Annotated in this window: 25 protein-coding genes; 14 read left to right on the forward strand and 11 right to left on the reverse strand. The window is 66.7% G+C overall.

Translation table 11 applies throughout. From position 1 onward, the window contains the following. Nucleotides 1-11: 11 nt before the first annotated feature. The 7 genes from tssE to ACT9F5_RS08800 form a co-directional block, all read right to left on the reverse strand. Nucleotides 12-503, reverse strand: a complete 492-nt coding sequence (tssE, locus tag ACT9F5_RS08770) for a type VI secretion system baseplate subunit TssE (RefSeq protein ID WP_445098110.1) — start codon at nt 501-503, stop codon at nt 12-14. Between the two features lie 23 nt (nt 504-526). Next, nucleotides 527-1,102 (reverse strand): lysozyme inhibitor LprI family protein, encoded by a 576-nt coding sequence (locus ACT9F5_RS08775; RefSeq protein WP_445119570.1) that lies wholly within the window; start codon nt 1,100-1,102, stop codon nt 527-529. After that, nucleotides 1,084-1,869 (reverse strand): pesticin C-terminus-like muramidase, encoded by a 786-nt coding sequence (locus tag ACT9F5_RS08780; RefSeq protein WP_445119571.1) that lies wholly within the window; start codon nt 1,867-1,869, stop codon nt 1,084-1,086. Before ACT9F5_RS08780 ends, ACT9F5_RS08775 begins: the two co-directional genes overlap by 19 nt. 67 nt (nt 1,870-1,936) lie before the next feature. After that, nucleotides 1,937-2,437, reverse strand: coding sequence for an Hcp family type VI secretion system effector (locus tag ACT9F5_RS08785; RefSeq protein ID WP_332616431.1), 501 nt, complete (start codon nt 2,435-2,437; stop codon nt 1,937-1,939). Nucleotides 2,438-2,608: 171 nt separating this feature from the next. After that, on the reverse strand, nt 2,609-4,087 hold the full coding sequence (tssC, locus tag ACT9F5_RS08790) for a type VI secretion system contractile sheath large subunit (protein ID WP_445119572.1): 1,479 nt from the start codon (nt 4,085-4,087) through the stop codon (nt 2,609-2,611). Between the two features lie 3 nt (nt 4,088-4,090). Further along, a complete protein-coding gene (tssB, locus tag ACT9F5_RS08795) occupies nt 4,091-4,600 on the reverse strand; it encodes a type VI secretion system contractile sheath small subunit (protein WP_445119573.1) in 510 nt (169 codons plus the stop codon). 44 nt (nt 4,601-4,644) lie between these two features. Then, nucleotides 4,645-5,184: a tetratricopeptide repeat protein gene (locus tag ACT9F5_RS08800; protein ID WP_445119831.1), complete on the reverse strand. Its 540-nt coding sequence runs from the start codon at nt 5,182-5,184 to the stop codon at nt 4,645-4,647. A 295-nt stretch (nt 5,185-5,479) separates the two neighbouring features. Here ACT9F5_RS08800 and tssJ point away from each other — a divergent pair, with 295 nt between their 5' ends. The 7 genes from tssJ (at nt 5,480) to tssA (ending at nt 13,421) form a co-directional block, all read left to right on the forward strand. Continuing rightward, complete coding sequence (tssJ, locus tag ACT9F5_RS08805) at nt 5,480-6,049, forward strand: type VI secretion system lipoprotein TssJ (protein WP_445119574.1); 570 nt, start codon at nt 5,480-5,482, stop codon at nt 6,047-6,049. Nucleotides 6,050-6,188: 139 nt separating this feature from the next. After that, a complete protein-coding gene (gene tssK / locus ACT9F5_RS08810) occupies nt 6,189-7,526 on the forward strand; it encodes a type VI secretion system baseplate subunit TssK (RefSeq protein ID WP_445119575.1) in 1,338 nt (445 codons plus the stop codon). 34 nt (nt 7,527-7,560) lie between these two features. Next, on the forward strand, nt 7,561-8,349 hold the full coding sequence (gene icmH, locus ACT9F5_RS08815) for a type IVB secretion system protein IcmH/DotU (protein WP_445119576.1): 789 nt from the start codon (nt 7,561-7,563) through the stop codon (nt 8,347-8,349). A gap of 24 nt (nt 8,350-8,373) precedes the next feature. Further along, complete coding sequence (locus ACT9F5_RS08820; RefSeq protein WP_445119577.1) at nt 8,374-11,133, forward strand: type VI secretion system tip protein TssI/VgrG; 2,760 nt, start codon at nt 8,374-8,376, stop codon at nt 11,131-11,133. A 43-nt stretch (nt 11,134-11,176) separates the two neighbouring features. Then, a complete protein-coding gene (locus ACT9F5_RS08825; protein WP_445119578.1) occupies nt 11,177-11,809 on the forward strand; it encodes a hypothetical protein in 633 nt (210 codons plus the stop codon). Continuing rightward, a complete protein-coding gene (locus ACT9F5_RS08830) occupies nt 11,810-12,256 on the forward strand; it encodes a hypothetical protein (RefSeq protein WP_445119579.1) in 447 nt (148 codons plus the stop codon). It begins immediately after the preceding gene. A gap of 127 nt (nt 12,257-12,383) precedes the next feature. Next, the gene (gene tssA, locus ACT9F5_RS08835) at nt 12,384-13,421 is read left to right on the forward strand and encodes a type VI secretion system protein TssA (protein WP_445119580.1); all 1,038 of its coding nucleotides are present in this window, start codon (nt 12,384-12,386) and stop codon (nt 13,419-13,421) included. Between the two features lie 85 nt (nt 13,422-13,506). On the opposite strand, the gene ACT9F5_RS08840 is transcribed toward tssA, so the two are convergent. Together ACT9F5_RS08840 and ACT9F5_RS08845 are read right to left on the reverse strand one after the other, a co-directional pair. Continuing rightward, nucleotides 13,507-13,776, reverse strand: a complete 270-nt coding sequence (locus ACT9F5_RS08840) for a GlsB/YeaQ/YmgE family stress response membrane protein (protein WP_445119832.1) — start codon at nt 13,774-13,776, stop codon at nt 13,507-13,509. A 153-nt stretch (nt 13,777-13,929) separates the two neighbouring features. Continuing rightward, nucleotides 13,930-15,291: an AMP-binding protein gene (locus ACT9F5_RS08845; RefSeq protein ID WP_445119581.1), complete on the reverse strand. Its 1,362-nt coding sequence runs from the start codon at nt 15,289-15,291 to the stop codon at nt 13,930-13,932. 82 nt (nt 15,292-15,373) lie between these two features. Between ACT9F5_RS08845 and ACT9F5_RS08850 the strand changes: the two genes are divergently transcribed. From ACT9F5_RS08850 to ACT9F5_RS08880, 7 genes are all read left to right on the forward strand, one after another. Beyond that, the gene (locus ACT9F5_RS08850; RefSeq protein ID WP_445119833.1) at nt 15,374-15,970 is read left to right on the forward strand and encodes a 4'-phosphopantetheinyl transferase superfamily protein; all 597 of its coding nucleotides are present in this window, start codon (nt 15,374-15,376) and stop codon (nt 15,968-15,970) included. An 8-nt stretch (nt 15,971-15,978) separates the two neighbouring features. Beyond that, nucleotides 15,979-16,638, forward strand: coding sequence for a 16S rRNA (guanine(527)-N(7))-methyltransferase RsmG (gene rsmG / locus ACT9F5_RS08855; protein WP_445119582.1), 660 nt, complete (start codon nt 15,979-15,981; stop codon nt 16,636-16,638). A gap of 189 nt (nt 16,639-16,827) precedes the next feature. Then, nucleotides 16,828-17,640 carry an AAA family ATPase gene (locus tag ACT9F5_RS08860; protein ID WP_445119583.1) on the forward strand — a complete coding sequence of 271 codons (813 nt, stop codon included), beginning with the start codon at nt 16,828-16,830 and terminating at the stop codon, nt 17,638-17,640. Continuing rightward, the gene (locus tag ACT9F5_RS08865) at nt 17,637-18,596 is read left to right on the forward strand and encodes a ParB/RepB/Spo0J family partition protein (protein WP_445119584.1); all 960 of its coding nucleotides are present in this window, start codon (nt 17,637-17,639) and stop codon (nt 18,594-18,596) included. The genes ACT9F5_RS08860 and ACT9F5_RS08865 overlap by 4 nt, the downstream gene beginning before the upstream one ends. Nucleotides 18,597-18,843: 247 nt before the next feature. After that, complete coding sequence (rpmB, locus tag ACT9F5_RS08870) at nt 18,844-19,080, forward strand: 50S ribosomal protein L28 (RefSeq protein ID WP_445119834.1); 237 nt, start codon at nt 18,844-18,846, stop codon at nt 19,078-19,080. Nucleotides 19,081-19,093: 13 nt separating this feature from the next. Further along, entirely contained in the window at nt 19,094-19,258 is a 165-nt protein-coding gene (gene rpmG / locus ACT9F5_RS08875; protein WP_445098126.1) for a 50S ribosomal protein L33, read from the forward strand. A gap of 114 nt (nt 19,259-19,372) precedes the next feature. Further along, nucleotides 19,373-22,828 (forward strand): PAS-domain containing protein, encoded by a 3,456-nt coding sequence (locus ACT9F5_RS08880; RefSeq protein WP_445119585.1) that lies wholly within the window; start codon nt 19,373-19,375, stop codon nt 22,826-22,828. A 15-nt stretch (nt 22,829-22,843) separates the two neighbouring features. Here ACT9F5_RS08880 and ACT9F5_RS08885 read toward each other — a convergent pair whose 3' ends face one another. Next, entirely contained in the window at nt 22,844-23,512 is a 669-nt protein-coding gene (locus ACT9F5_RS08885) for a response regulator (RefSeq protein ID WP_445119586.1), read from the reverse strand. Between the two features lie 10 nt (nt 23,513-23,522). Continuing rightward, complete coding sequence (gene acs, locus ACT9F5_RS08890) at nt 23,523-25,475, reverse strand: acetate--CoA ligase (protein WP_445119587.1); 1,953 nt, start codon at nt 25,473-25,475, stop codon at nt 23,523-23,525. Nucleotides 25,476-25,650 lie beyond the last annotated feature (175 nt).

A 25,650-nucleotide genomic window follows, 5' to 3' on the forward strand; every position in this document is an offset into this window, starting at 1 on the left:
TCTCAGGTCGTTCAGGCCGCGACCGCGGCGCGGCGCAGGCGGCTGACCGAGTACTGCAGGGTGCTCGGCTGCAGCATCGCGTCGAAGCTGATTGGCTCGCGCGCAGGCTGCACGTCGAGCAGGCCGTGGATCGAGAAATGCAGGCCGCCGATGGCCCGGCCGTTGCTTTCCAGGCTGACCCGGACATTGTGCAGGCGCGACTCGTGGCGCGCGATCGCCTGTTCCAGCGAGCGGCAGATCGCGGCGCGGTCGTGACCGTTGGCCAGGCTCTTGCTGGAGAAATCGCGCAGGCCATAGGTCATCAGCGACTTCTGGCAATTGGGGTACGCCTTGAGGGCGTCCTCGGTGAATGCGGCGCGGCTGTTGAGCAGGCCTTCGAGGTCGCGGGCGACCGATTCCTTGTACTGGTCAAGCGAGATCGACTTGAAGATGCCACTGGCGGCGGTCGCTCGCGGTTCGTCGTCGAACAGTTTTTCCAGCAGGCTGGGTTCGAATCCTTTCATGGGTCAGTCCAATACAGCGGCGTTCAGTAACTGCGTTCGAGGTTCATACGGGCACGGCACAACTGCTCATCCGCTGCAGCAACGCGTGCCAGCAGCTCGCAATGCACGCTCACGTATTGAACCCAAAGCTCTTCATCGGCATACATGGCGTCAAGCCGGGCTACAAGTTCATCCCGTTCGTAACCGGCGCCTTCCAGTGCGTTCAGGAGCCTCCGGAATTCGCCCGACGAGCCAACCGAAACGTAATCAAGTTCGGCGATGCGATCGAGGGCGAGCTGCTCACGACAGACCAGCCGCTCAATCGGCGCCTCCCGGCCAAGGCTGATCTCGTCGTACACCGACTGGCAGTAACTGTCGCGGAATTTCTGCCAGTGGCCCTGACTGCTGCCCAGCCCTTGGCGGTGCGCCGTATCGATGCTGGATTCGGCCTTCGAGTAGGCCTGCTGCAACCCGTCCTCCGCCGAATCAGCACGGGCGTCGATACAGGCCATCAGTTCCTGCTGATCCGGGCTCGTGCAGTCTGTTGCGGGGTGCGCGGTTTCACCGGCAAATACGCATCCCGCGAGAAAGAAGACCGCGATTATTCCGAACAGTCGCATCTCACCCCCCGCTCAAAGAATTCGGCCTCCTTGTCCCGCCGAAGCAACAAGCCAGTCAGTCCCTTGCCTTCCCATAGACGCTTCATCGAACGCAACCGATCCGGAACACGTTCGGGGTGGTCGGAGGCCAGGTCGGCTTGAATCTCCCGCATTTCCCGGCGTGAATCCCTGCTGTTCAACGACGAGCCCCGATTGATTACCAGCGACAACAGTGCTCCCTCACAGTGGGGATGCAAATCGACCACCTGCGGATAGATATCCACTACACGTTGCGCGTAACGGGCTTTCATGCGCTTTGCCAACTCCATCGCTTCGTCCGGCCCCAACTCCACCTGGGGCATCTCGGCAACGGCCGCCTTGGCCCGTTCTCCCTGCAGGCCGACAACCTGCAGCAAAGCCTGCAGTCCCTTCTCATCCAGCAGGCCACGTAGATCCTGGCGAACCTGCCAGGCGCTTTGATGCCCAAGGTCGTACCCGTAACCAATCGTGATCCCGCTGTCGGTGTTACCGCCGGGAACGTATGGATGCGCCATGTAGCGCTCGGTCTGCAGGATGTACTCGAACGATTCCCGGGACACCCGATAGCCACCTGCGCTGGTCGTCAGCTCGTAGACCGCGGTCTTGCAGCGATCGGGACAGTCGCCCAGCACGATTTCCACGACGTCGCTCCAGGAGGCGGGAGTCAGCCTGTGATGGACGGTCCAGGCCCCTTCTTCGTGCCTCGTCGCGCGAATTCGTCGATTTCTCTGGCCGGTAGCGGCTTCCATGCAGTTACTCCGAGCCGATTTCCACTAGCAATGCGGTGGCAGCCGAAGCCGCCACCGCATCAACACATCAAGAGACCGTGTAGGTCGGCTTGTTGTTGGTGTTGCTCCACTGCGCGACGGTCTTGCCGCCGACGCCACCACCCTGCTTCTGCTGGGTGTAGGACCACTTGATGGCGCCGAAGCTCAACGAAACCTGCTCCGACGGCATGCCGTCATGGCCCAGGGCGGTCGAGACACGGTGGACCAGCACGTTCAGCAGTTCGATCGTGTAGTAGTTGATCGCCTTGCCGTCCTTGTCGGCGCGCAGGAACTCGATGCGGGCCTTGGGGAAGGTGGTGCCGTTGGCGCACGCCTGGAACAACGCGGTCGACGCCAGGTCGATGCGCTTGTTGAGCTCGATCGGGGTCATCTCGACGCGGGCGGCGGTGGTGCCACCTGCGCTCGATGCGGTTGCCGAACGCGGCTGCAGGACGTCCTGGTTGAAGGATTCGATCTCGATCCAATCCTTGTGCTCGGCGTCCTTGGACTCACCCTTGATGGTGTCGATGCTGAGAAATGCGTGTTGCATGGTCTGGTTTCCTTTGTTCCGTTCTTCCGTGAGATTGATGCCGGACGTACCCGCCAATGCGAGCCGATCCGGCGCGGTTTACAGCCAGTTGCGAACTGCTCACCACAGTGCAGGGTCTGTGCCCCGTCGATCAGGGCCCGGTTGCCCGGGCCGTACCACCACAACCCGTTGCTACTTGGAGCTGGCCGGAAGCTCGGCCACAAGTCGCAACGAAACCGACAGCTCATCGAGCTGGAAATGCGGCCGCAGGAACGACACCGCACGGTAAACACCAGGCTTGCCGGGGACTTCCGACACCTGGATCGAAGCCTCTCGCAGCGGAAATTGCGCCTTCGCTTCCTGCGTCGCGTTGTCATCCAACAACACGTACTGGGCAATCCACCGGTTGAGGAAATCCTCGACGTTCCCTGCCGAGGCGAAGCTGCCGATCTTCTCCCGCATCATCGCCTTGAGGTAATGGGCGACCCGCGAGACGGCAAAAATGTATTGCAGCTGGGCCGACAGCGATGCATTGGCGTTGGCCGCGTCGGTGTTGTACTTCTTGCTCTTCTGCGCCGACTGGGCGCCGAAGAACGCGGCGTAGTCGGTGTTCTTGCAGTGCACCAGCGGGATGAAGCCCAGGTCCGACAGCTCCTTTTCGCGGCGGTCGGTGATCGCGACCTCGGTCGGACACTTCAGCGCGACCTCGCCGTCATCGGTGCGGAAAGTGTGGGTCGGCAGCTCCTCGACCAGTCCGCCGCCCTCGACGCCGCGGATCGCCGCGCACCAGCCGAAGTCCTCGAACGCCTTGGTCAGGCGCGCGCCGAACGCATAGGCGGTGTTGCACCACAGGTAGCTGGAGTGGTCGTTGCCGTCGACGTCCTCGACGTAGTTGAAGCCCTCGACGGTGGTGCCGTCCTTGGGGTTATACGGCAGGCGGCCGAGGAAGCGCGGCAGGGTCAGGCCGACATAGCGGCTGTCCTCGGAGTCGCGGAACGACTTCCACTTGGCGTACTCGACAGTGTCGAACACCTTGGCCAGGTCACGCGGCTTGCCCATCTCGGTGAAGCTCTCGAGGCCGAACATGTCCTCGCTGGCGGCCGAGATGAACGGCGCGTGCGCGGCCGCGGCGACGTGCGACATCTGCTCGATGAAGTACATGTCCTCGGGCTGGCGACCGATGTTGTAGTCGCCCAGCAGAGCGCCGAACGGCGAGCCGCCGAAGGTGCCGAATTCTTCCTCGTAGACCTTCTTGAAAAGCGCGCTCTGGTCGAAGTCGATCGCCGACTTGAAGTCCTTGACCACGTCCTTCTTGGAGGCGTTGAGGACCTTGATCTTGAGCTGGGAGCCGGTCGAGGTCTGGCCGCACAGGTAGTGCAGGCCGCGCCAGGTGCTTTCGAGCTGCTGGAACTGCGGCGCGTGCATCACCGCGGTGAGTTGCTCGGAGATCATCCGGTCGAGCTCGGCGACGCGCGCGTCGAGCGTCAGGTTGAGGTTTTCCGAGATAACCACGGTGCCCTGCAGCACTTCGCGGGCGAGTTCGGAAATGATGTCCTTGGCGCGCTGGTGCTCGCTGGCGGACTTGGCGACCTTGCTCTGCTCGACGATCTGGTCGAGCAGGCCGAGCTCGGCGATGCCGGCGGCGGGCGCTGCACTTGCCTGTGCGTTCATGGCTTACTCCTGCCCGTCCGGATCTTTCTGGCCGAGCTGCTTGAGCTGTTCGGTGTTGGCGAGGACGTCGTTGAGCAGATCCTCGAGCTTCTCGTTGCCGGCGACCTTGTTGCGCAGGTCGGCGAGCTTGGTGCGCGCCTCCAGCAGCTTGCGCAGCGGCTCGACCTGCTGCACCACGGCCTCGGGCCGGAAATCCTCGATCGACTTGAACGTCATCTCGACCGCGATCTCGCTGCCATCGCCGCTCAGGGTATTGGGCGCCCGGTAGGCCGCGCGCGGCGCCATGCCCTCCATCACCTCGTCGAAATTGTCGAGGTCGACGTTGACGAACTTGCGGTCCTTGATCCGCGGCAGCGCCTGTTCGGGCTGGCCGCTGAAGTCGCCGAGCACGCCGACCACGAACGGGATCTCCTTCTGTTCGATCGCGTCGCCCTTCTCGACGTCATAGGTGAGCTGGACGCGCGGCGGACGAACCTTCTCCAGCCGCTTCTGGATACTTTCCTTCTTGGACATCTCATCGTCTCCCTGACGAGTACGCGAACGGAGGCGAGCTGCGCTCAGCCGCCACCCAACACTTCGAACGGATTGGCTGCGACCGGCTTGCTCTCGGCTTTCGGGGCCGGCGCGGCGCGCCGTGCCGTCGAACGGCGGCGCGCCGGGCGCGGCTTGGCCTCCTCTTCGCCCGAATCGAGGATGCCCTCGCCCATCGTCGCGCGCATGGTCGCGGCGAGGCGCTCGGCCTCGGTGCGGGCGGTGTCGGACGCCAGCGCGCCGTTGCCCTGCAACCGTTGCAGCGACTCCGACGCGATCCGCAGACCGGCCACGGTCAGCACGCTGTCGGCGACCTTGTCGTCGGGGTCGCGTTGCAATACTTCCTCGGCGGCAACGATCGCGCGACCGTAGTTGCCCGTGTCGAACTGCAGCTGGGCGCTGCGCACCCAGGGCTCCTTGCGGGTAGGGTCGGCCTTGGCAGCCTGGTCGAAAGCGACCAGCGCCGACTCGACGCGACCGGCCGACACCTCGGCCTCGGCCTGGCCAAGCAATGCGGCATAGTTGCCGGTGTCCTTGCTGGCCATGGTGCTGCACGCACCGAGCATCGTGGCCAGTGCGGCCACGGTGACAAAACGGCAAAACGCCACGTAACGGGGATTCATTCGACACTCTCCTTGTGGGCGCGCACGGTGCATGTGCGGCGAAAACTCCATGTCCAAGTGAACACACTTGGAAGCACCTCAGGCAGATATAGTAACCTCAATTTGCCGCTGTCAAGAAGACTTTGGCAAAACGTCGCTCTTCACCGCCGACACCTTCGCAATGGAGCAACACGCTATGGATGGTCCCTCGACCCTGCAGTCCCCCCATGCCCGCTCACGCTGCCGCCGATGGCTCGCAGTGCTGTTGCCCGTGCTGCTGGTGGCCACCGGATGCAGCAGCCAAGGCGGTATCAAACAAGCATTCGACAAGGGCCTCCAAGCGGTCGGGCTGGGCGATACCAAGACGCAGACGCATGAAGTGCCGCTGCGCCTCTACACCGGCGACAACCTCAACGCCGGCGACGGCAAGCGCGCACTCTCGCTGGTGGTGCGGGTGTACCAGTTGCGCAATCTCGAGCGCTTCGAGGCGGCACCGTTCGATGTGTTCCTCGACCAGCAACGCGAGCACGACGTGCTCGGCGACGACCTGCTGGGTGTCACCGAGATCCTGCTCGCGCCCGGGCAGCGCCATGAAGTGCTCGAAAGGCTGCCGGCCGACGGCGCGCACGTCGGCATCGTCGCATTGTTCCGTACACCGGCACGCAGCCGCTGGCGGTTTGCCTTCGATGCGGACGAGGCCACCAGGGATGGCATCACGGTCGGCCTGCATGCCTGCGCGATGTCCACGTCGAGTCCGGCGCTGGAAACCCGACTGGCAGGTCCTTCGCACAGCCTTGCGTCGAGCAGCTGCGCGCCACCACAAGGCTGAGCGGGCCGCGCGGCCGGGACGGCGAGTTGTAGTAACCTGCGCGCCTCGACGCGGCATCGCTGCGTCCGGGCATGGACATGGAGCACCACCGGCGCACCACGCGCCGGCCATCAAGGGATTGAGTCGCAACATGAGTCGGATGTCGAAGGTTTTCTGGGGCGAGGGCCTGTTCCTGCGCCCGCAACACTTCCAGCGCCAGGACGCCTACCACGAGGGGCGGTTGCAGGAGTTCGCCCAGGCGGCGCACCCCTACACGTGGGGTGTCCGGCAGGCTCGCTTCGATGCGCAGGCGATTTCCAGCGGGACCCTGCGCGCACAACAACTGTCGGTGATCTTTCCCGACGGCGAGATCTACAGCGCCCCCGGCGACGACGAGTTGCCCGAAGCGCTGTCACTGGGCAATCTGCCGGCCGGCGTGCAATCGACCACGATCCACCTCGCCCTGCCCCTGCTGAAAGACCACGGCGGCAACTGCGGGAGCGATCTCGATGGCAAGGCCACGACCCGCTACCTGCAAGCCACGCGACCAACGGCCGACCTCTATACCGATGCCGGCGAAGCCGAGGTGGGCTACCTGCGCAAGACCGTGCGGCTGCTGACCGATGACGAGCCGCGCGACCCCTACGTGAGCGTGCCCGTGGCCCGGGTACGCAGGACCGCTACTGGCGGATTCGAGTTCGATGACGACTTCCTGGCGCCGAGTCTGAGCCTGGCCGCCGCGCCGTCATTGCTGGCCGAACTGCGCCGGCTGCTCGACAACCTGCAGGCCAAGACCGATGCATTGCACGGCCTGCATCGCGAACCATCGCAGTCGGTGGTCGAGTTCCGCTCCGGCGACATCGCCTCGTTCTGGTTGCTGCATACCGCCAACGCCGCATTCGCCGCGTTGTCGCACCTGTTCCGCCATCCGGGGCTGCATCCCGAGCGCCTGCATCAGGAGCTTTTGCGACTGGCCGGCGGCTTGCTGACGTTCTCGAAGAGCTATTCCCTCGCCGACCTGCCGAGCTACCAGCACGCATTGCCGGAAGCGGGTTTCGAGCGTCTGTTCGGGATGGTCCGCGAACTGCTCGGCACGGTCATCTCGGCGCGCTACTTCGCGATCACGCTGAGCGAAGTGAAGCCGTCGTTCCATCTCGGCCGGCTGGATTCGCAGAAGATCGACCAGGACTGCGCGTTCTACCTCGGCGTCGGCGCCGACATGCCGGGGGCGGAACTGGTGCAGACGGTGCCGGTGCGTTTCAAGGTCGGTGCGCCGGATGATGTCGACAAGTGCGTGCTGTCGGCGCTGCCCGGGGTCAAATTGACCCACGCCGCGCAGGTGCCTGCGGCGATCCCGGTGCGGCCGGGCTGCCAGTACTTCGCGATCGAGCCGCGCGGCCCGTTGTACGAGCGGATGCTCAAGTCGCAGTCGTTGATGATCTACGTCCCCTCGGGGCTGCGCGAACTCAAGCTCGAACTGATCGCATTGACCCCCTGATCCACCCTTCGCACCCCGCCCGCGGCAGGAAGCCATGAACTACGCCAATCCCCCCGTCCCACAAGGCATGCCGTCGCTGTCGCCGGCACAGGTCAGTCCGTTGCCCAGCGGCGGCGCCAACCCGCGCAGCCTGCTCGACCTGATGGCCGACGGTTTCTACCTGTTGATGCTGCTCAAGCGCGGCCAGTTGCCCGCCAGCGAGACGGCGTTCGTCGATTCGGTGCAACGCTTTCTCGATGGTGTCGAGCGCGGTGCAACCAAGCTCGGGATCGCCTCGGAGGACGTCTACGCGGCCAAGTACGCATTCTGCGCGGCGGTCGACGAGGCCATGCTGAGCCAGCCGTCATCGCTGCGCGACGCGTGGGAATGCAACCCGCTGCAACTGCGGCTGTTCGGCGAGCACCTCGCCGGCGAACACTTCTTCGACCAACTCGAACAGTTGCGCGCCCAGGGCGCGACACGACTGCCGTCGCTGGAGGTCTACCACTACTGCCTGCTGCTCGGTTTCGAGGGCAAGTACCGCCTGGAAGGGCCGGAGAAGCTTGGTTACCTGATTGCCCGCCTCGGCGACGAGATCGTCTACCTCAAGGGCAAGCGCACCGGTTTCGCGCCGCATTGGGCGCCGCCGGACAAGGTCGCTCATACACTGCGCCGAGTGGTGCCATTGTGGGCGCCGGCGGCGGTGCTGGCGGTGGTCGGCCTGCTCGGCTATTTCGGCCTCAACGCGCTCCTCGGCAGCCATACCGAAGAGCAGCTGGCGAGCTACAACGAGGTCGTGCAACTGCCCGGGCGCACCGCCCACCTGACCATCACCCTACCCTGACCGACCACAGCGAGCCCCACGGATATGGATATCCAGCGCCTTGCCAGCCACGCCAGCCAGTGGCTGGGATTGTTGTCGCAAGACACCCGGTTGATCGAGATCGACAGCGCCCTGCCCGGCGCGCTGGTGGTCGAGCGATTCGAAGGCCACGAGTCGGTCTGTGACGACTTCCACTTCGAGGTCGACTGCCTGTCCACATCGGCCTTCCTCGACGCCCAGGCGCTGGTCGGCCGGCCGCTGTCACTGCGCTTGCGGCAGGCCGATGGTGGCCATCGCCACTGGCACGGCCACTGCACCCGGGTCGCCCCGCTCGGCAGCGACGGCGGACTCGCGCGTTACCGGTTGACGATGGAACCGTGGACCGCGTTTCTCAAACTGCGCCGCAACGCGATTATTTTCCAGGGCCTCGACGCGCTGGGCGTGGTCGAGCGGATCTTCGACGACTACCCGCAAGCGAGCTATCGCGTCGATGCCACGCAGGCGTTGCCCGCGTTCCCGGTCACCACCCAGTACCGCCAGAGCGATCACGCCTTCGTCTTTCGACTGCTTGCGGATGCCGGGCTGGCCTGGCGTTTCGAGCACGTGCAGGGCGCGGCCGCGGATGAAAGCTCCGAGACACCGGGCGGCAACCACACGCTGGTGATCTTCGACCGCGACGCCGAGGTGCTCGATGCCAACCCGGCGACGGTGCGCTTCCACCGCATTGACGCAGCCGAATCGCTGGACGCAATTACGCACTTCGCCGGGCAGCGCCAAGCCACCGCCAACGCGGTGACCGCCGCCAGCTGGCAGCCCGAGCGGGTCGAGTCGCGCGCCGCCGCCCTCGACGCCGACCCCGCCGGCCCGAACCTGCCGACCCGTGAGGTCTACCGCGCCGCCCGCAGCGACCGTTTCGCCGAGCGCAGCCACGCCGACCTGACCGCCGAGCTGCAACTGGACGCACTGCGCCTGCCGCAGCGCCTGCACGCCGGCAGCGGCAGCGCGCGCGGGCTCGACGCCGGGGCCGGTTTCACCCTGAGCCAGCACCCGGACCTGTCCGGCCAGCGCTTCATCGCGCTGGTGGTCGAGCACGTCGCCGCAAACAACCTGCCCAGCGGCATCGTCGCCTTGCTCGACAGCACCTCAACCGCAAGCGGTGAACTGGAGCGCGGCAGCTACCGCAACCGATTCATCGCTGTGCCCGCCGACACCGCAATCGTTCCGCTAGCGCGGCCCAAGGCCACCGCACCGGGACTGCAAACCGCCCGCGTGGTCGGCCTGCCCGACGCGACCGTCACCAGCAGCCGCGACCACCAGGTCCGCATCCAGTTCGCCTGGCAACGCGGCGTCGCACCCAACCCCGGCGGCCTGACCGACACCGGTTCGACCGCCAACCCTCACGGCCACGCGCCCGGTGACGACACCTCCGGCACCTGGGTCCGCGTCGCCGAGTGGCAGGCCGGTCCCAACTGGGGCAGTCACGCCCTGCCGCGCATCGGCAGCGAAGTGCTGGTCGAGTTCCTGCATGGCGACATCGACCAGCCGCTGATCGTCGGGCAGCTCTACAACGGCGAGGTCGCGCCGCCGTTTGCCTTGGCCGACGCCAGCAACCACCCCGGCACCGTGTCGGGCCTGCACAGCCAGTCGCTCGACGGCAGGGGCAGCCAGCAGTGGCTGCTCGACGATGCCCCCGGCCAACTGCGTCAGCGCCTGCACACCAGCTTGGCCGACAGCCGACTGGAACTGGGCTATCTGATCGACGCCAACAACGCATCGCGTGGTGGCTACACCGGCGAGGGCTTCGACCTGGCGACGCTCGGCTGGGCCAACGTCCGCGCCGGCCAGGGCCTGCTGCTGTCGACCACCGCACGCACCAACGCCGGCTCGACCCAACTCGACATCGCCGAGGCCGTCAGTCAGCTCAAGGGCGCCGAACGCACCGCGCAGGCGTTGAACGACGCCGCCCAAGGCAGCGAAGTCGCCACGCTGGCCGGCAACGCCCGCCAGACCGACCTGATCAAGCAGATCGACCCCGAACAGGACGGCAAGTACGGCGGCAGCGTCAACGGCCAGAGCGCGACCAAGCCCGAAGGCGCCAACCGCGACGGCGGCGATCCGGTCGAAAAGTTCGCCGCCCCGCTGCTGATCGCCGAATCCCCAGACGCAATCGCCCTGACCACCCCGGCCAGCGCCATCGCCTACGCCGGCGGCCACAGCCACCTGACCAGCCAGTTCGACACCCACCTCGCGGCCGCGCACACCTTCACCGGCGTCAGCGGCGGCCACCTCGCCCTGTTCGCCCAGCACGGCCCGGTCAAGGCCATCGCCGCCAACGGCCCATTGAGCCTGCAAGCCCACGCCGGCCCGCTGGAACTTCTGGCCGACCAGAGCGTCACCGTCACCGCCACCGACGAACGCATGGACGTGCTGGCCAAGCAGAAGATCGTGCTGCAGGCGGGCAAGACCCAGATCACGTTGGAAGGCGGCGATATCACGTTTGCGTGCCCCGGCAACTTCACGGTCAAGGCCGGGCAGGTGCCGTTCAAGGGCGGGGCGAGTGGGGCGGCGGTGCTGGACGTGCTGCCTGACACCCGTATCAAACGATTCGATCAGCAGTTCCAGCTGATGAACGAACTAACCGGGGAGCCGGTCGAAAACATGCCATACAAGATAGTACTAGCGTCGGGCGACGAGTATTTCGGTACTACCGACAGGGAGGGCAGAACGCTACGCATCGGTTCCGTTACGAGCGAAGACGTACAAGTTATTTGGGGTGAAACACGAACGGGGACGTCCAATGCCTAGGCCCACAACGAGAGCAAGAACTGTTTCGCCCCAGAACAGCGTTGTGCAAGCCAAGATCAAGCCTACTGCCGAGATTCAAATTCTAGTGGGCGGTCCATATGTCAAAGATGGTGAGGAGCACCGCTACGGCCACACCGCTTTGCGGGTCAAATCGAAGACCGCCGATCTGACGTATGATTTCGGCAGGTATGGCGCCACTAGAGGCGCCTTTGGCGAAACTGGCGACGGCATATTGAGAATCTGGACTGATTTTGATTCCTACATAAGAGGCGAGAACGCGCTTCACCGGATCACCACCGGATTCGTCTACTACGTCTTCGATCATCAAGCCAGTGCGGCAAACGGTTTTTTTAATGAAAAAATCCGCACGGCAACGCCTCTCCCAAGAAAAAATCGCGCTGGAATGAAAGCATACAAATTGGCCACGGATTATCATGCTCTCGGACCGAACTGCACGACGTTAAGTATTGATGGTGCAAAGGCGGCCATAAAGAACATCGATCGCGGCTCAGATGCATTCAACAAGCCTGAAGAAGTTCTTAATTGGAAGGAGCTTCTTGGACTCTCTGCAAAGGGCGGCTCAGACAGGCTGTTTCTGCCTGCAAACCTCCAGGAATTCCTCGCAGCGCAACGAGCTATCAAAGTGAGCCGCACCGACGAATATGGAGGAAGCTGAATGACACTTCGCAACGCACTTCTTTTGACAATATGGTCAGCTGTTGTTGCAATTGCGACTATTTTCACTTCCGGACTGATAGAGAGATATTATATGAGCCAGAAAATTCATACACTTGAACATCCATTGATGCTCGAAGGCTCGGCGGAAGCTGGCCACAACTATCTCCTGCCTATTGGCACAACTCTCTACTTCGACCAAGCTTTTCCCGAAGGATTTATTAGGTATCGCGTGTACTTGAATGTCGAAGGAGTCGACCTTGAATCCAGCACGCTCGCGGACCCAAGTGAGATTCGCCCGACCTCTGCTTATCCCGTTGACGGAGCGTCGTTAGCTAAACTCCTGCGCGAGTACCCGCTTACCAAAGCTGAGCTGGCATCGATATTGAGCAGCAGCCAGCTTTCCCAGAATGATATTCGCGAGGTCCTTGCTGAATATGACAGATGATTGGCGCTCTTTCTTAGAACAGGCAGCCAATTTCTACGACCAAAACGGTAGAAGATCGACCCGCCCAGACATCCTCGCCCCGCCCGACTTAGATTTTCACCCTTCTGTCGCACCGCAATGGACTGCCATGCTGGAACTTGAAGAACTGCTGTCACCGATCTCCGATGCCCGCCCCAGTGGCGAGGATCTGTCGTTCTCGCTTGAGTACGACGCCATCCAGGAGGCGCGACGCGCCGACGATCCGTCGCTGGAACAGGGCGAGTGGGTCACCGAGCTCAAGAGCGCGGACTGGGTGGCCGTAGCTAGGCAGAGCAGCCAGTTGCTGCAGCAGCGCAGCAAGGATCTGCGGCTGGCGGTGTGGTGGGCCGAGGCACAGACCAGGAGCCACGACTTCGTCGGGCTGGCACGTGGCTATCGCCTGGTGGCGCGATTGTGCGACCTTTTCTGGGACGACGTGCATCCGCAGGTAGAGGACGGCGACCTCGAGCAGCGCATCGGCAACATCAGCTGGCTGATCGGTCACTCGACCGAGTGGCTGCGCGAGTTGCCGTTGACCCAGGCGCCGCAGGGCCGGTTCGGGCTGGCCGATTTTGAGGCGGCCCGCGGTCGCCACGGTGACAACTCGACGGAACCTACGCTGGAAACCCTCGAGGCTGCGCGCCGCGATACACCGCATGCCTTCTACCTGCGCTTGACCGAACAGCTGCCCGACTGCCGCGAGGCACTGGCCGAACTCGAACAAGCGGTGGATGCACGCCTGGGCCAGGACGGACCGAGTTTCACCTCCCTGCGCGACCAGTTGAACCACCTGTGCGACACCGCCAACCGGTTTGCTCGCGAAGCTGGCGTACTGGTCGATGGCGAACCGTCGGTAGGCGTCGGCAGCGAATTGGAGCCGGGCACCTCCACTCCCTCCGTCATCATCGCGTCCGGCAATAGCGCGATCGGCACGCGCAAGGAAGCGATCGCGCAGTTGCGGCGGGTGGCCGAGTATTTCCGTCGCACCGAGCCGCACAGCCCGGTGGCCTACCTCGCCGACAAGGCCGCGAGCTGGGGCGAGATGCCGTTGCACGTCTGGCTCAAGCGGGTCATCAAGGATGGCGACACCCTGGCCCAGATGGAGGAAATGCTCGACGTCGGCGACGGGCTGCCCGGGCACGACTGAGTATCGCTGCCTCCGTTGCGCACAAAGAAAAGGCCCGGCAATCGCCGGGCCTTCTTTTACCAGTCAGTTCGTCAACCGCTCCGGTTCAGCGCACGCGACCACGCCGGAACAGATTCACGATCGCCAGCAGGATAATCGCGCCCACCAGTGACATCAGCAGTCCGGAGATACTGAAATCACCGCTGTTGATATCGCCGCCAATACCCAGCATGCCGCCGATCCACCCGCCCAGGAAGGCGCCGATGATGCCGACGACGATATTGAGGAAGATGCCCTGCTGGCCATCGGTCTTCATGATCATGCTGGCAATCCAACCGATGATGCCGCCTACGATCAGCCAAATGATGATACCCATCATGTTCGTTACTCCTTGGTCCATTCAGAGGGTGGAAAACGCACCCCTGCGTGGGGGCGATTTGCAGTCTGTATAGGCCGGCGTGATGGGGGTGTCAGCGGCCCGGGCCGCTTGTCCGCGCCCGGAAAGCCCGGTGTCCGGGGATGCCGGGAATCAGCCGTCGAGCAGTGCGAGCAATGCGTGGCGCGGCAGTTTGCCGGTGTCGTTGCGGGGCAGCCGGTCGACGCAGCGCAGCCGTCGCGGCAGGAATACCGGGTCGACCTGTTTCCGCAATGCAGCAAGGATCGTCGCGGCATCGAGTCCGGGCGCCACCGCGACCGCGGCGATCCGGCGCACGCCGGGGCCGTCGCAGGCATCCAGTTGCAGGACCACGCCATCGACCACGCCGGGGACGGCGAGCAGCTTGCGGGTCAGGTCGCCCAGCGAGGCGCGCTTGCCGGCGATCTCCAGCAGGTCGGCATTGCGGCCGCGCAGCTCGAAGCGGCCGTCGGCGAACACTTCCACCAGGTCGGCCAGCACCACCGGGGTGTCCAGGTGCGGGGCGTGGATCGCGGCGCCATCGGGCTGCGGGACCACGCGCACGCCGGGCAACGGGGTCCAGCCGGTTTCGACCGCGGTGCGGCGGCGCGCGATGACGCAGGTTTCTGTCGAGCCGAAGACTTCGCGCACCTCGCAGCCGTAACGCGCTTCGGCGGCGGCGGCCAGCTCGGCCGCCAGTGGCGCGGTGGCCGAGACGATGCCGGCCAGCGGCGGCAACGCCACGCCCGATTCGACCAGCGCGCGCAGGTGCACCGGGGTGGTCACCAGCAGCGGCGGGCTGTTGGCCTGGGCCAGCGCGCAGGCGACATCGTCGGGGAAAAATGGTTTTGCGCCGTGCACCGCGACCGGCCCGAGCAACGGCAGCAGCACCGACATCTCCATGCCGTACATGTGCTGCGGCGGTACGGTCGCGACCACGTGGGTGCTGCCGTCGCGGTCGAGCAGGTCGGCCAGCGCAGCGAGGTTCTGCACGGTGCTGGCCTGCAGCGAACGCCAATGCTTGGGGTTGGGGCTGGGCTGGCCGGTGCTGCCGGAGGTGAAACCGATCGCGACCAGCGCGTCGGCGTCGATCGTCAATGCATCGCCCTCCGCTTGCGACAGCTGCGGCGGCAGGCAGTGGTAATGCGGTGGTTGCGGCGTCAGCGGATGGTCGCCGAGGCAGTAGCTGCCGGGGTGGCCGGCGAGCACTTCATCGACCACCGCAGCGGCGCGGGAGGACGGCAACAGGGTGACCTGGCCACGCACCGCGGCGGCGCAGAACGCGACCAGGAAACGGTAGCGGTCCTCGCACAGGTTGATGGCGTAGGGTGCATCCGGCAGGGTCGCGGCGACTGCGCGGACCTCGCGCTGGAATTGCCCGAGGGTGATATCGCCGCGTGCGTCGAATGCGATCGCGCGGTCAGCGGTTCCGGTGGCGAGCGCCGAACGGCCGCTGGCGACATTCCGCGTGGCAGTGGTATCGATAACCGCAGACATAATGTTTTCTTATTCGGCGGCCCTGCCGCTCCCCTCCGTTTAGCTTACGCTGGCGCGCCGGCCCGAGGCCAACACCATCTTGATAACCCTGTCTGCGCCCGCCGCAATGAACCCGCGCTGGACCTGGCTGCCGCTGGACCGTTCCGGTTCAGCGTCGGCGGAGCCATTGGTGCGCGAGTGGCTGGGGGTGCAGTTGGGCGGTCCGGGCGCAGCGGTACCGATCGGGCGCGACCCGCGAGGCCGGCCATGGCTGGGCGGTCCACTCGCCGATTGGGACTGCAACTGGAGCCACAGCGGCGATGGATTGCTGGTCGCGCTCGGCCAGGGCATCCGTGTTGGCGCCGACCTCGAATGGCGCCGCCCGCGGCCGCGTGCGCTCGAGCTGGCCCGCCGCTTCTTCCATCCCGATGAGGCCGATTGGTTGGCCGCGCACGGCGAGCAGGAACACGCGTTCCTGCGCCTGTGGTGCGCCAAGGAGGCGGTGCTGAAGGCGCACGGACACGGGCTGTCGTTCGGACTGGACCGGCTGGTGTTCGCCGATACCGCCGCCGGGCTGCGGATGCAGGCATGCGATCCGGCGCTGGGTTCGCCGAGCGACTGGACGGTCCGGGAACTGACCCCTGCGCCCGGCTACCTCGGCGCGCTGGCTTGGCGGCCGCGCGGCGCGCCCGCGTCATAATTCCACCGATGAACGCATCCGCATTGCCCCCCGCCCTGCGCACCCGCCTCGAATCCGGCCTCGAGGCGCTGGCGCTCGATCGCGCCCTCGCCGCGCCATTGCTCGACTACCTTGAGCTGCTGCTGCGCTGGAACCGGACCTACAACCTGACCGCGGTGCGCGACCCGATGGAAATGGTCGACAAGCACCTGCTCGACTCGCTGGCGATGCATCCGCACGTGGATGCCATCGCCGCGGCCGGCGGCGCGCTGGCCGACCTCGGCACCGGCGCCGGCCTGCCCGGGATCCCGTTGGCGATCGCAAAGCCCGGCCTGCGCGTGACCTTGGTCGAGAGCAACGGCAAGAAGGCCCGGTTCATGCGCGAGGCGGTGCGCAAGCTCGGCCTGGCGGACGTGCGGGTCGCCGAATCACGGATCGAGGCGCTGGACGAACCCGCCAGCTTCGATGCGATCACCGCGCGCGCGCTGGCCACGCTGCCGCTGATCATCGAGCTCGGCGGTCACCTGTTGAAACCGGATGGCCGCCTGCTGGCAATGAAGGGCGTGTACCCGCGCGATGAAGTCGCCGCGCTGCCCGCCGGCTGGATGGTCACCGAATCGCATCCGTTGCGCGTTCCCGGCCTTGGTGCCGAACGACACCTCGTCGTTATCCAGCGGCAACCGCGGTAGGCCGGCTTCAACCGCGGGCGGCGGCCCGTGATGCCGGTCACGCAACGCAATCCGTGGGCGCCGCCTGTCGACGCGCCAGCCGCGGTTCGGCAAGCCGCGCCCGAGCCGGGCATAATCCTGTGTCCGAACGGCGAACGGCGCCGTCCCGGGAAATCCACCGCCACACACCAGCATCAGGGGACGAGCCGCATGGCCCGCATCATCGCCGTCGCCAACCAGAAGGGCGGGGTCGGCAAGACCACCACCGCGGTCAACCTCGCAGCAGCGCTCGCGCGTGCGCCGAAGAAAGTGTTGCTGGTCGACCTGGACCCGCAGGGCAACGCGACCATGGGCAGCGGCTTCAACAAGCGCGAGCTGGAGACTTCGGTCTGCGAGGTGCTGCTCGGCGAGGCCGATGCCAGCGCCGCGATCGTACGCGCACCGGAAGACTTCGACCTGCTGCCCGGCAACATCGACCTGACCGCCGCGGAGATCCGCCTGATGGGCGTGGACGGCCGCGAGCAGCAGCTCAAGCGCGTATTGCAGCCGGTCGCCGACGACTACGACTTCATCCTGATCGACTGCCCGCCGGCGCTGTCGCTGCTGACCCTCAACGCGCTGACCGCGGCCGACTCGATCATCGTTCCGATGCAGTGCGAGTACTACGCGCTGGAAGGCATCAGCGCGTTGCTCGACACCATCGAGGCGCTGAAGGCCAACCTCAATCCGCGGCTGGAGATCGAGGGCGTGCTGCGCACGATGTTCGATGTCCGCAACAACCTCGCCAACGCGGTGTCGGCCGAGTTGACCAACCATTTCGGCGAGCAGGTGTTCCGCACCATCGTCCCGCGCAACGTGCGCCTGGCCGAGGCGCCCAGCCACGGCCAGAGCATCGTCGGGTATGACCGCGGCTCGCGCGGCGGCATCGCCTACCTCGGGCTCGCCGGTGAAGTACTGCGGCGCCAGCGCGAGCGAGACAAGGCCGTGCCCGCGGCGCCGCAAGCACAGGAGATCCACGCATGAGCGTTGCCAGCGACGACGCCCCGAAGACCAGCGGCAAGAGCGCGTCAACGGCCAAGAAGCGCGGCCTGGGTCGCGGCCTCGAGGCCCTGCTGGGACCCAAGGCGGCGGCCGAGGCGCCCTCGCTGGAAGCCAACGGCAACGACACCCTGCGCAACTTGCCGGTCGACGCCCTGACCGCCGGCAAGTACCAGCCGCGCAAGCACTGGGACGAGGACAAGCTGGAAGAACTGGCCGAGTCGATCAAGGCCCAAGGCGTCATCCAGCCGATCGTGGTGCGCGAGGTGGACCGCGACGGACGTGGCAGCAAGACCTACGAAATCATCGCCGGTGAACGTCGCTGGCGTGCGAGCCAACTGGCCGGGCTGACCGAGATCCCGGTGGTAGTGCGCGAGGTCGACGACCGCACCGTGGTCGCGATGTCGCTGATCGAGAACATCCAGCGCGAGGACCTCAACCCGCTGGAGGAAGCGCAGGCGCTGCAACGGCTGATCGACGAGTTCGACCTGACCCACGCGCAGGCCGCCGAGGCCGTTGGGCGCTCCCGGGCCGCGGTATCCAACCTGCTGCGCCTGCTGGAACTGCCGCCTGCCATCCGCGCGCTGGTCGAGGCCCGCCGGCTGGAGATGGGCCATGCCCGCGCGCTGCTGACGCTGTCGCCGGAACTGGCCAGCAAGCTCGCCGCCGACGCCGCCGAACACGGCTGGTCGGTGCGCGAAGTCGAACACCGCGCCCAGCAGTTCGCCCTCGGCCGGGTGCCGGAAGGCAAGCGCGCGCGGCCGGGCAAGACCAAGCCGCAGGCCGACATCGTCAGCCTCGAACGCGAGTTGTCGGAGTCGCTCAACACCAAGGTCAACGTGCTGCACGGCCGCGCCGGCAAGGGCCGGCTGGTGATCCATTACAGCGACCTGGACTCGCTCGAGGGCGTACTGGAAAAGCTGCGCGGCACCGCCGAATAAGGCCCGGCTTGCTGCAGCTGTCCGATTGCGCAATAATGCGCGGCTCGCTGTGTCCGGCCACCCCGAAGGGGACGGCAGGGCGGCCCCGGAAGCGCAGTTCCGGCCCGCCTGGTTCCAGCACCGTCGACCGACACCCGGGCCCGACGTATCGATACCCGCATTGCGTGCCATCCACGGTTTACCGTGGACCCGGCGGGGCCGCCGCCTCCCTGGCCAAGGGAAGCACCAACTACCTTTCGAGGTGCGTATGTCCCGTGTATGCCAAGTAACCGGCAAGCGAACGACGACCGGCAACAACGTCTCGCACGCCATGAACAAGACCCGCCGCCGCTTCATGCCCAACCTGCACGAGCGCCGGTTCTGGGTCGCCAGCGAGAACCGCTGGATCAAGCTGCGTGTTTCCGCCAACGCCATGCGCACCATCGACAAGAACGGCATCGATTCCGTTCTGGCCGACCTCCGCGCACGCGGCGAAAAGATCTGAGGAGGACTGAACCATGGCAGGCAAGCGTGACAAGATCCGCCTGATCTCTTCGGCCGGCACCGGCCACTTCTACACCACCGACAAGAACAAGAAGAACACGCCGAACAAGATGGAGATCAAGAAGTACGATCCCGTCGTTCGCAAGCACGTGATCTACAAGGAAGGCAAGATCAAGTAGGCCTTCCGGCTTGTTCGATGCAACGAAGAACCCGCCCTTCCGGCGGGTTTTTTGTTGCCGCACGCCGGCCGCGCGCCCGTACACTCGGGTCGGCACACGGGGAGGCGCGCACAGGTGATTCCGGGCTGGATACTGCTGCTGGTGTCGGTCGGCTACGTCGGCATGCTGTTCCTGGTCGCCTACTACGGCGACCAGCGCGAGGCGATGCCGAAGCATCGCTGGCTGCGCCCGGCGGTGTACTCGCTGGCGTTGGCGGTGTACTGCTCGTCGTGGACGTTCTACGGCGCAGTCGGCACCGCGGCGCGCACCGGTTTGGGCTTCCTGCCGATCTACCTCGGGCCACTGCTGCTGTTGCTGTTCGGCTGGCGGCTGCTGGAACGGCTGGTGCTGGTGTCCGACGAGCAGCGCATCACCTCGATCGCCGACTTCCTGTCCTCGCGCTACGGCCGCGCGCCGGGGCTGGCGGCACTGGTCGCGCTGCTGGCCCTTGTCGCCGCCATCCCGTACGTCGCGCTGCAGTTCAAGGCGGTCGCCGACAGCATCCAGGTGCTCGCCGGGACGCCGGCGCCGGCCAATGCCAGCCTGCTGGCCGACCCGGCGCTGTACACCGCGTTGCTGCTGGCGGTGTTCTCGATCCTGTTCGGTACCCGCCGGATCGACGCCACCGAGCACCATCACGGCATGGTGCTGGCGGTCGCGCTGGAGTCGCTGGTCAAGCTGGTCGCGTTCGTCGCGATCGGCGTCTTCGCGCTGATGCACCTGCCCGGCGTCGGCGGTTTCGGCGAGCGCGTCGTGCAGGCCGCCGACGAGGTGACCCGGCCGGGCCTGCCGGTCGGCTTCGTCGCCCAGACCCTGCTCGCGTTCACCGCGCTGGTGTGCCTGCCGCGGCAGTTCCACGTCGCGGTGGTCGAGTGCCAGAACGTCGGGGACCTGCGCGTGGCGCGCTGGTTCTTCGGCGGCTACCTGGTGCTGATCAGCCTGATGGTGGTGCCGATCACGCTGGCCGGCCAGGCGGTGCTGGGCGGCACCGGGGTGTCGCCGGACACCTACGTGCTGGCGCTGCCGCTGGCGCTCGACCAGGGCACGCTGGCGCTGATCGTCTACATCGGCGGCTTCTCGGCGGCGACCGGCATGGTCATCGTGACCAGCGTGGCGCTGGCGACGATGGTCAGCAACGACCTGATCATGCCGGTGCTGCTTCGTACCGGGGCGCTGCGCCAGACCGGGCCGGGCATCGACCGGCAGGTGTTGTGGGTGCGCCGGGCGACGATCCTCGGGCTGGCGCTGATGGCCTATGCCTACGCGCACGGATCGGTCGGCGGCAGCCTGGCCGACCACGGCCTGCTGGCGTTCGCCGCGGTCGCGCAGTTCGCGCCGGCGCTGATCGGCGGGCTGTACTGGCGGGGCGCGAGCCGCGCCGGGGCGCTCGCCGGGCTCGGTGCCGGCGCATTGGTCTGGGCCTACACGCTGTTGCTGCCGACATTGGCCAACGCGGGCTGGTTCGACACCGGCTGGATCGACCGCGGGCTGCTCGGCGCGTCGTGGCTGCGGCCGCGGCAGCTGTTCGGGCTGGTCGGCTGGGACCCGCTGACCCATGGCGTGTTCTGGTCGCTGCTGTTCAACGTCGGCGCCTTCGTCTACGTCTCGGCGCGGCAGCGGCCGCGCCTGCACGACCAGTTGCGCGCCGCACCGTTCCTCGATCCCTACGCCAAGCGGCCACCGCTCGGCCCCGGCGGCTGGGCCGGCAGCGTGCGTGGCGGCGAACTGCTGGCGCTGGCCGAACGCATCGTCGGCGAGCGCCATGCCCGTCGAGCGTTCGAGGACTACGCGCGCCAGCAGGGCCACGCCTGGCAGCCCGAGCAACCGGCGGACCGCGCGCTCGCCCAGTTCACCGAACGCCTGCTGTCGGCCGCGATCGGCGCCGCTTCGGCGCGCCTGACCCTGACCACCGCCCTGCGCGGTTCCGGCATGGAGCTGGGCGAGGTGGTCGCGCTGCTCGACGAGGCCAACCAGGAGTTGCGCTTCAACCGGCAAGTGCTGGCGACCACGCTGGAGAACATCAGCCAGGGCGTCAGCGTGGTCGACGCCGGGATGCGGCTGGTGGCGTGGAACCGGCGCTACCAGGAACTGTTCGAATACCCCGACGGCATGCTCTACGTCGGCCGCCCGGTCGCCGACCTGCTGCGCTGGAACGCCGAGCGCGGCGAGATGGGCGACGGCGACATCGACGCCCAGGTGCAGCGCCGGATCGACCACCTCGGCGCCGGTGCACCGCACGTTTTCGAGCGCGTGCGCTCCAACGGACAGGTGATCGAGATGCGCGGCCGGCCACTCGACGGTGGCGGCTACGTCACCAGCTACAGCGACATCACCGAGTACAAGCGCGCCGAGCAGGCGTTGCGCGAATCCAACGAGACCCTGGAGCAGCGCGTCGAACAGCGCACCCGCGAGGCCGAGGAAGCGCAGCAATCCAAGACCCGTTTCCTTGCCGCGGTCAGCCACGACCTGTTGCAGCCGCTCAACGCCGCGCGACTGTTCACCTCGGCCCTGCGCGAAAGCGATGAGCTGGCCGAACAGGCGCGGCTGGCCGAGCGCGTCGACACCTCGCTGCGCACCGCCGAGGATTTGCTCGACGGTTTGCTCGACGTCTCCCGACTCGATGCAGGTGCGCTGCGGCCGGAGGTCATCGACTTCGACGTCAACCCGCTGCTGCGCGAACTCGCCGCGCAGCACGCGCCGATTGCCGCCAGTCGCGGCCTGCAACTGCGCGTGCGCACGCCCGCGGCGCCGCTGGTGGTGCGCAGCGACCGCCGGCTGCTGCGCCGCGCGCTGCAGAACTTCCTCGCCAACGCGCTGCGCTATACCCGCGACGGCGGCGCGCTGATCGCCGCGCGCGTGCGCGAGGGCGCGGTCGAGCTGCAGGTCTGGGATAGCGGCCCGGGCATTCCGCCGCACCACCTCGGGCAGATCTTCGACGAGTTCCGCCGCTTCGAGCATCCCGGCCGCGGCGAGCGCGGACTCGGCCTCGGGCTGTCGATCTGCCAGCGCATCGCCCGCACGCTGGACCATCCGCTGGGCGTGCGCTCGCGGGTTGGCGTCGGCAGCGTGTTCGCGATCACCGTGCCGTTCGGTCGCGCGCGGTTCCCCGAACTCGCCGGCTCCGACCCGCCGCCGGAACCGCGCTTCGCCGACTCGCTCGCCGGCCTGCGGGTGCTGTGCATCGACAACGACCGCGAGATCCTCGACGGCATGCGCGCGTTGCTGACGCGCTGGAACGCGGTCACCCTGGTTGCCGCGACCACCGACGAGGCGATCGCCCTGCTCGACGCTTTGGTACCCGGCGAAGCGCCCGATGTGGCGCTGGTCGACTACCACCTGCACGATCGCCTCGACGGCCTCGGCATCATCGACCTGCTGCGCGAACGATTGGGCGCCGACCTGCCGGCCGCACTGCTGACCGGCGACGGCAGCGACGCGCTCAAGCACGCCGCGCGCGCACACCGCTGCCGGGTGCTGACCAAGCCGGTCAAGCCGGCGTCGTTGCGGGCGTTCCTCGCGGCGCAGCGCTAGCCGCGCTGGCTCGCGCTAGTCCACTTCTTCCGGCGGCAGGGTGATGTTGCCCGGGTCGAGTGCGAGCCGCCCGGCGATGAGCACGGCCTGGGTGCGGTTGCCGGCGCCGAGCTTGCGCAGGATCGCGGTGACATGTGCCTTGACGGTCGCCTCGGAGACATTGAGTTCGTAACCGATCTGCTTGTTGAGCAGGCCGGCGCCGAGCATCTGCAGCACCCGGAACTGCTGCGGGGTGAGGTCGCGCAGGCGGCGCGCCGCGTCGTGTTCCTCGGGCTGCGCCGCGGGGGCGTTGAACGCGGCGGCGGGTGCCCAGTGATCGCCATCGAGCACGCTGCCGATCGCCTCACCCAGCGTCGCGGCATCGGCCGACTTGGGGATGAAGCCGACCGCGCCGTGGTCTAGCGCACGGCGCATCACCACCGGTTCCTCGCGCGCCGACACCACCACGATCGGCAGCTGCGGATGCAGCGCGCGCAGGTGCACCAGCGAGCTGAAGCCCTGCGCGCCGGGCATGTTGAGGTCGAGCAGCAGCAGGTCGGCGTCGGGCTCGGCTTCGACCAGTGCGTACAGCGCGTCGACGCTGTCGGCCTCGTGCAACCGTGCGCCGGGCATGACCCGCGCGACCACGCCGCGCAGGGCTTCGCGGAACAGCGGGTGGTCGTCGGCGATCAGGAGCGTCGGCATGCGGTGCGCGTCAGGGCACGCGGCGTTCCTGCACCAGCGAATCGACCACGGACGGATCGGCCAGGGTGCTGGTGTCGCCGAGCTGGTCCGGAGCGTTCTCGGCGATCTTGCGCAGGATCCGCCGCATGATCTTGCCCGAGCGGGTCTTCGGCAGGCCCGGCGCCCACTGCAGGTGGTCGGGCGCGGCGATCGGGCCGATCTCGGCGCGCACGTGCTTGACCAGTTCGGCACGCAGCGCGTCGCTGGGCTGCTCGCCGGCGATCAGGGTCACGTAAGCGTAGATGCCCTGGCCCTTGATGTCGTGCGGGAAACCGACCACCGCGGCCTCCGCGACCTTGTCGTGCGAGACCAGCGCGCTCTCGACCTCGGCGGTGCCGATGCGGTGGCCGCTGACGTTGATCACGTCGTCGACCCGGCCGGTGATCCAGTAGTAGCCGTCGGTGTCGCGGCGGCAGCCGTCACCGGTGAAATAGGTGCCCGGGTAGGTCCTGAAGTAGGTGTCGATGAAGCGCTGGTGGTCGCCGTAGACCGTGCGCATCTGGCCCGGCCACGAGTCGAGGATCACCAGGTTGCCTTCGCCCTCGCCTTCGATCGGGGTGCCGTTGGTGTCGACGATCGCCGGCTGGATGCCGAAGAACGGCCGGCTCGCCGAACCGGGCTTGAGGTCGATCGCGCCGGGCAGCGCGGAGATCAGGATGCCGCCGTTCTCGGTCTGCCACCAGGTGTCGACGATCGGGCAGCGGCTGTCGCCGACCACTTCGTAGTACCAGCGCCACGCCTCGGGATTGATCGGTTCGCCGACCGTGCCGAGCAGCCGTAGCGACTGCCGCGAAGTCGCCTTGACCGGCGCCTCGCCCTCGCGCATCAGCGCGCGGATCGCGGTCGGTGCGGTGTAGAAGATCGTGACCTGGTGCTTGTCGATGACCTGCCAGAAACGCGACGCATCGGGGAACGTCGGCACGCCCTCGAACACCAGCGCGGTGGCGCCGTTGGCCAGCGGCCCGTAGACGATGTAGCTGTGGCCGGTGACCCAGCCGACGTCGGCGGTGCACCAGTAGACGTCGTCCTCCTTCAGGTCGAACACGGCCTCATGGGTGTAGCTGACGTAAACCAGGTAGCCGCCGGTGGTGTGCAGCACGCCCTTGGGTTTGCCGGTGCTGCCGGAGGTGTAGAGTATGAACAGCGGGTCCTCGGCGTTCATGCGCTCGGGCTCGCATTCGACCGGCTGGTCGTCGACCACCGCGTCGTACCAGCGGTCGCGCGGCATCTGCATGTCGACCGCGGCACGGGTGTGGCGCACCACCAGCACGGTCTCGACGCTGTTGGTGCCGGGCAGCTTCAACGCGGCGTCGACGTTGGCCTTGAGCGCGACCTTCCTGCCGGCGCGCAGGCCCTCGTCGGCGGTGATGATCAGCTTGCTGCCGCTGTCGGACACGCGGTCGGCGATCGAGTTGGCCGCGAACCCGCCGAACACCACCATGTGCACCGCACCGATGCGCGCGCAGGCGAGCATCGCGACCACGGCCTCGGGGATCATCGGCAGGTAGATGGTGACGCGGTCGCCCTTGCCGACGCCGAGCGCGCGCAGCGCATTGGCGAGCTTGCACACACGCTCGTGCAACTGGCGATAGCTGATGTTCTCGGCCGGGGAATCGGGACTGTCGGGCTCGAACACCAGCGCGGTCTTGTCGCCGCGGGTCGCGAGGTGCCGGTCGAGGCAGTTGACGCTGGCGTTGAGCTCGCCGTCGGCGTACCAGCGGATGCGGAAGTCCTCCAGGTCGAAACTGGTGTCCTTGACCTGCGTCGGCGCCTTCATCCAGTCCAGCCGCTCGGCGACCTTGCCCCAGAACGCGTCCGGCTGCTCCAGCGACTGCGCGTACAGGCGCTGGTAGTCGTCGCGGGTGATCCGCGTGTCGGCGGCGAACTCCGGCTTGACCGGATACACGGTGGCGGACTGGTTCATGGCGCACTCCGATGGCATTGGCAGGTCACCGGCCACTCGACGACGGCCGGGTCATCCAGTGTGCAACATCCGGCGCCGGCCGCCGTGACCGCGCGTCTTAGACCTTGGTCGAACATGGCGGCGAAAACCCGCCCGTCTACGACCAATGGCGAATGGTTGTGCAGTGCGATGCCGC

Source organism: Lysobacter sp. F6437 (genome assembly GCF_052547215.1).

What these genes read in the sequence shown, in the direction of transcription:
- tssE (WP_445098110.1), bottom strand. Translation starts at nt 503, where the DNA reads ATGAAAGGATTCGAACCCAGCCTGCTGGAAAAACTGTTCGACGACGAA.
- ACT9F5_RS08775 (WP_445119570.1), bottom strand. Translation starts at nt 1,102, where the DNA reads ATGCGACTGTTCGGAATAATCGCGGTCTTCTTTCTCGCGGGATGCGTA.
- ACT9F5_RS08780 (WP_445119571.1), bottom strand. Translation starts at nt 1,869, where the DNA reads ATGGAAGCCGCTACCGGCCAGAGAAATCGACGAATTCGCGCGACGAGG.
- ACT9F5_RS08785 (WP_332616431.1), bottom strand. Translation starts at nt 2,437, where the DNA reads ATGCAACACGCATTTCTCAGCATCGACACCATCAAGGGTGAGTCCAAG.
- tssC (WP_445119572.1), bottom strand. Translation starts at nt 4,087, where the DNA reads ATGAACGCACAGGCAAGTGCAGCGCCCGCCGCCGGCATCGCCGAGCTC.
- tssB (WP_445119573.1), bottom strand. Translation starts at nt 4,600, where the DNA reads ATGTCCAAGAAGGAAAGTATCCAGAAGCGGCTGGAGAAGGTTCGTCCG.
- ACT9F5_RS08800 (WP_445119831.1), bottom strand. Translation starts at nt 5,184, where the DNA reads ATGCTCGGTGCGTGCAGCACCATGGCCAGCAAGGACACCGGCAACTAT.
- tssK (WP_445119575.1), top strand. Translation starts at nt 6,189, where the DNA reads ATGTCGAAGGTTTTCTGGGGCGAGGGCCTGTTCCTGCGCCCGCAACAC.
- icmH (WP_445119576.1), top strand. Translation starts at nt 7,561, where the DNA reads ATGAACTACGCCAATCCCCCCGTCCCACAAGGCATGCCGTCGCTGTCG.
- ACT9F5_RS08820 (WP_445119577.1), top strand. Translation starts at nt 8,374, where the DNA reads ATGGATATCCAGCGCCTTGCCAGCCACGCCAGCCAGTGGCTGGGATTG.
- ACT9F5_RS08830 (WP_445119579.1), top strand. Translation starts at nt 11,810, where the DNA reads ATGACACTTCGCAACGCACTTCTTTTGACAATATGGTCAGCTGTTGTT.
- tssA (WP_445119580.1), top strand. Translation starts at nt 12,384, where the DNA reads ATGCTGGAACTTGAAGAACTGCTGTCACCGATCTCCGATGCCCGCCCC.
- ACT9F5_RS08840 (WP_445119832.1), bottom strand. Translation starts at nt 13,776, where the DNA reads ATGGGTATCATCATTTGGCTGATCGTAGGCGGCATCATCGGTTGGATT.
- ACT9F5_RS08845 (WP_445119581.1), bottom strand. Translation starts at nt 15,291, where the DNA reads ATGTCTGCGGTTATCGATACCACTGCCACGCGGAATGTCGCCAGCGGC.
- rsmG (WP_445119582.1), top strand. Translation starts at nt 15,979, where the DNA reads ATGAACGCATCCGCATTGCCCCCCGCCCTGCGCACCCGCCTCGAATCC.
- ACT9F5_RS08860 (WP_445119583.1), top strand. Translation starts at nt 16,828, where the DNA reads ATGGCCCGCATCATCGCCGTCGCCAACCAGAAGGGCGGGGTCGGCAAG.
- ACT9F5_RS08865 (WP_445119584.1), top strand. Translation starts at nt 17,637, where the DNA reads ATGAGCGTTGCCAGCGACGACGCCCCGAAGACCAGCGGCAAGAGCGCG.
- rpmB (WP_445119834.1), top strand. Translation starts at nt 18,844, where the DNA reads ATGTCCCGTGTATGCCAAGTAACCGGCAAGCGAACGACGACCGGCAAC.
- rpmG (WP_445098126.1), top strand. Translation starts at nt 19,094, where the DNA reads ATGGCAGGCAAGCGTGACAAGATCCGCCTGATCTCTTCGGCCGGCACC.
- ACT9F5_RS08885 (WP_445119586.1), bottom strand. Translation starts at nt 23,512, where the DNA reads ATGCCGACGCTCCTGATCGCCGACGACCACCCGCTGTTCCGCGAAGCC.
- acs (WP_445119587.1), bottom strand. Translation starts at nt 25,475, where the DNA reads ATGAACCAGTCCGCCACCGTGTATCCGGTCAAGCCGGAGTTCGCCGCC.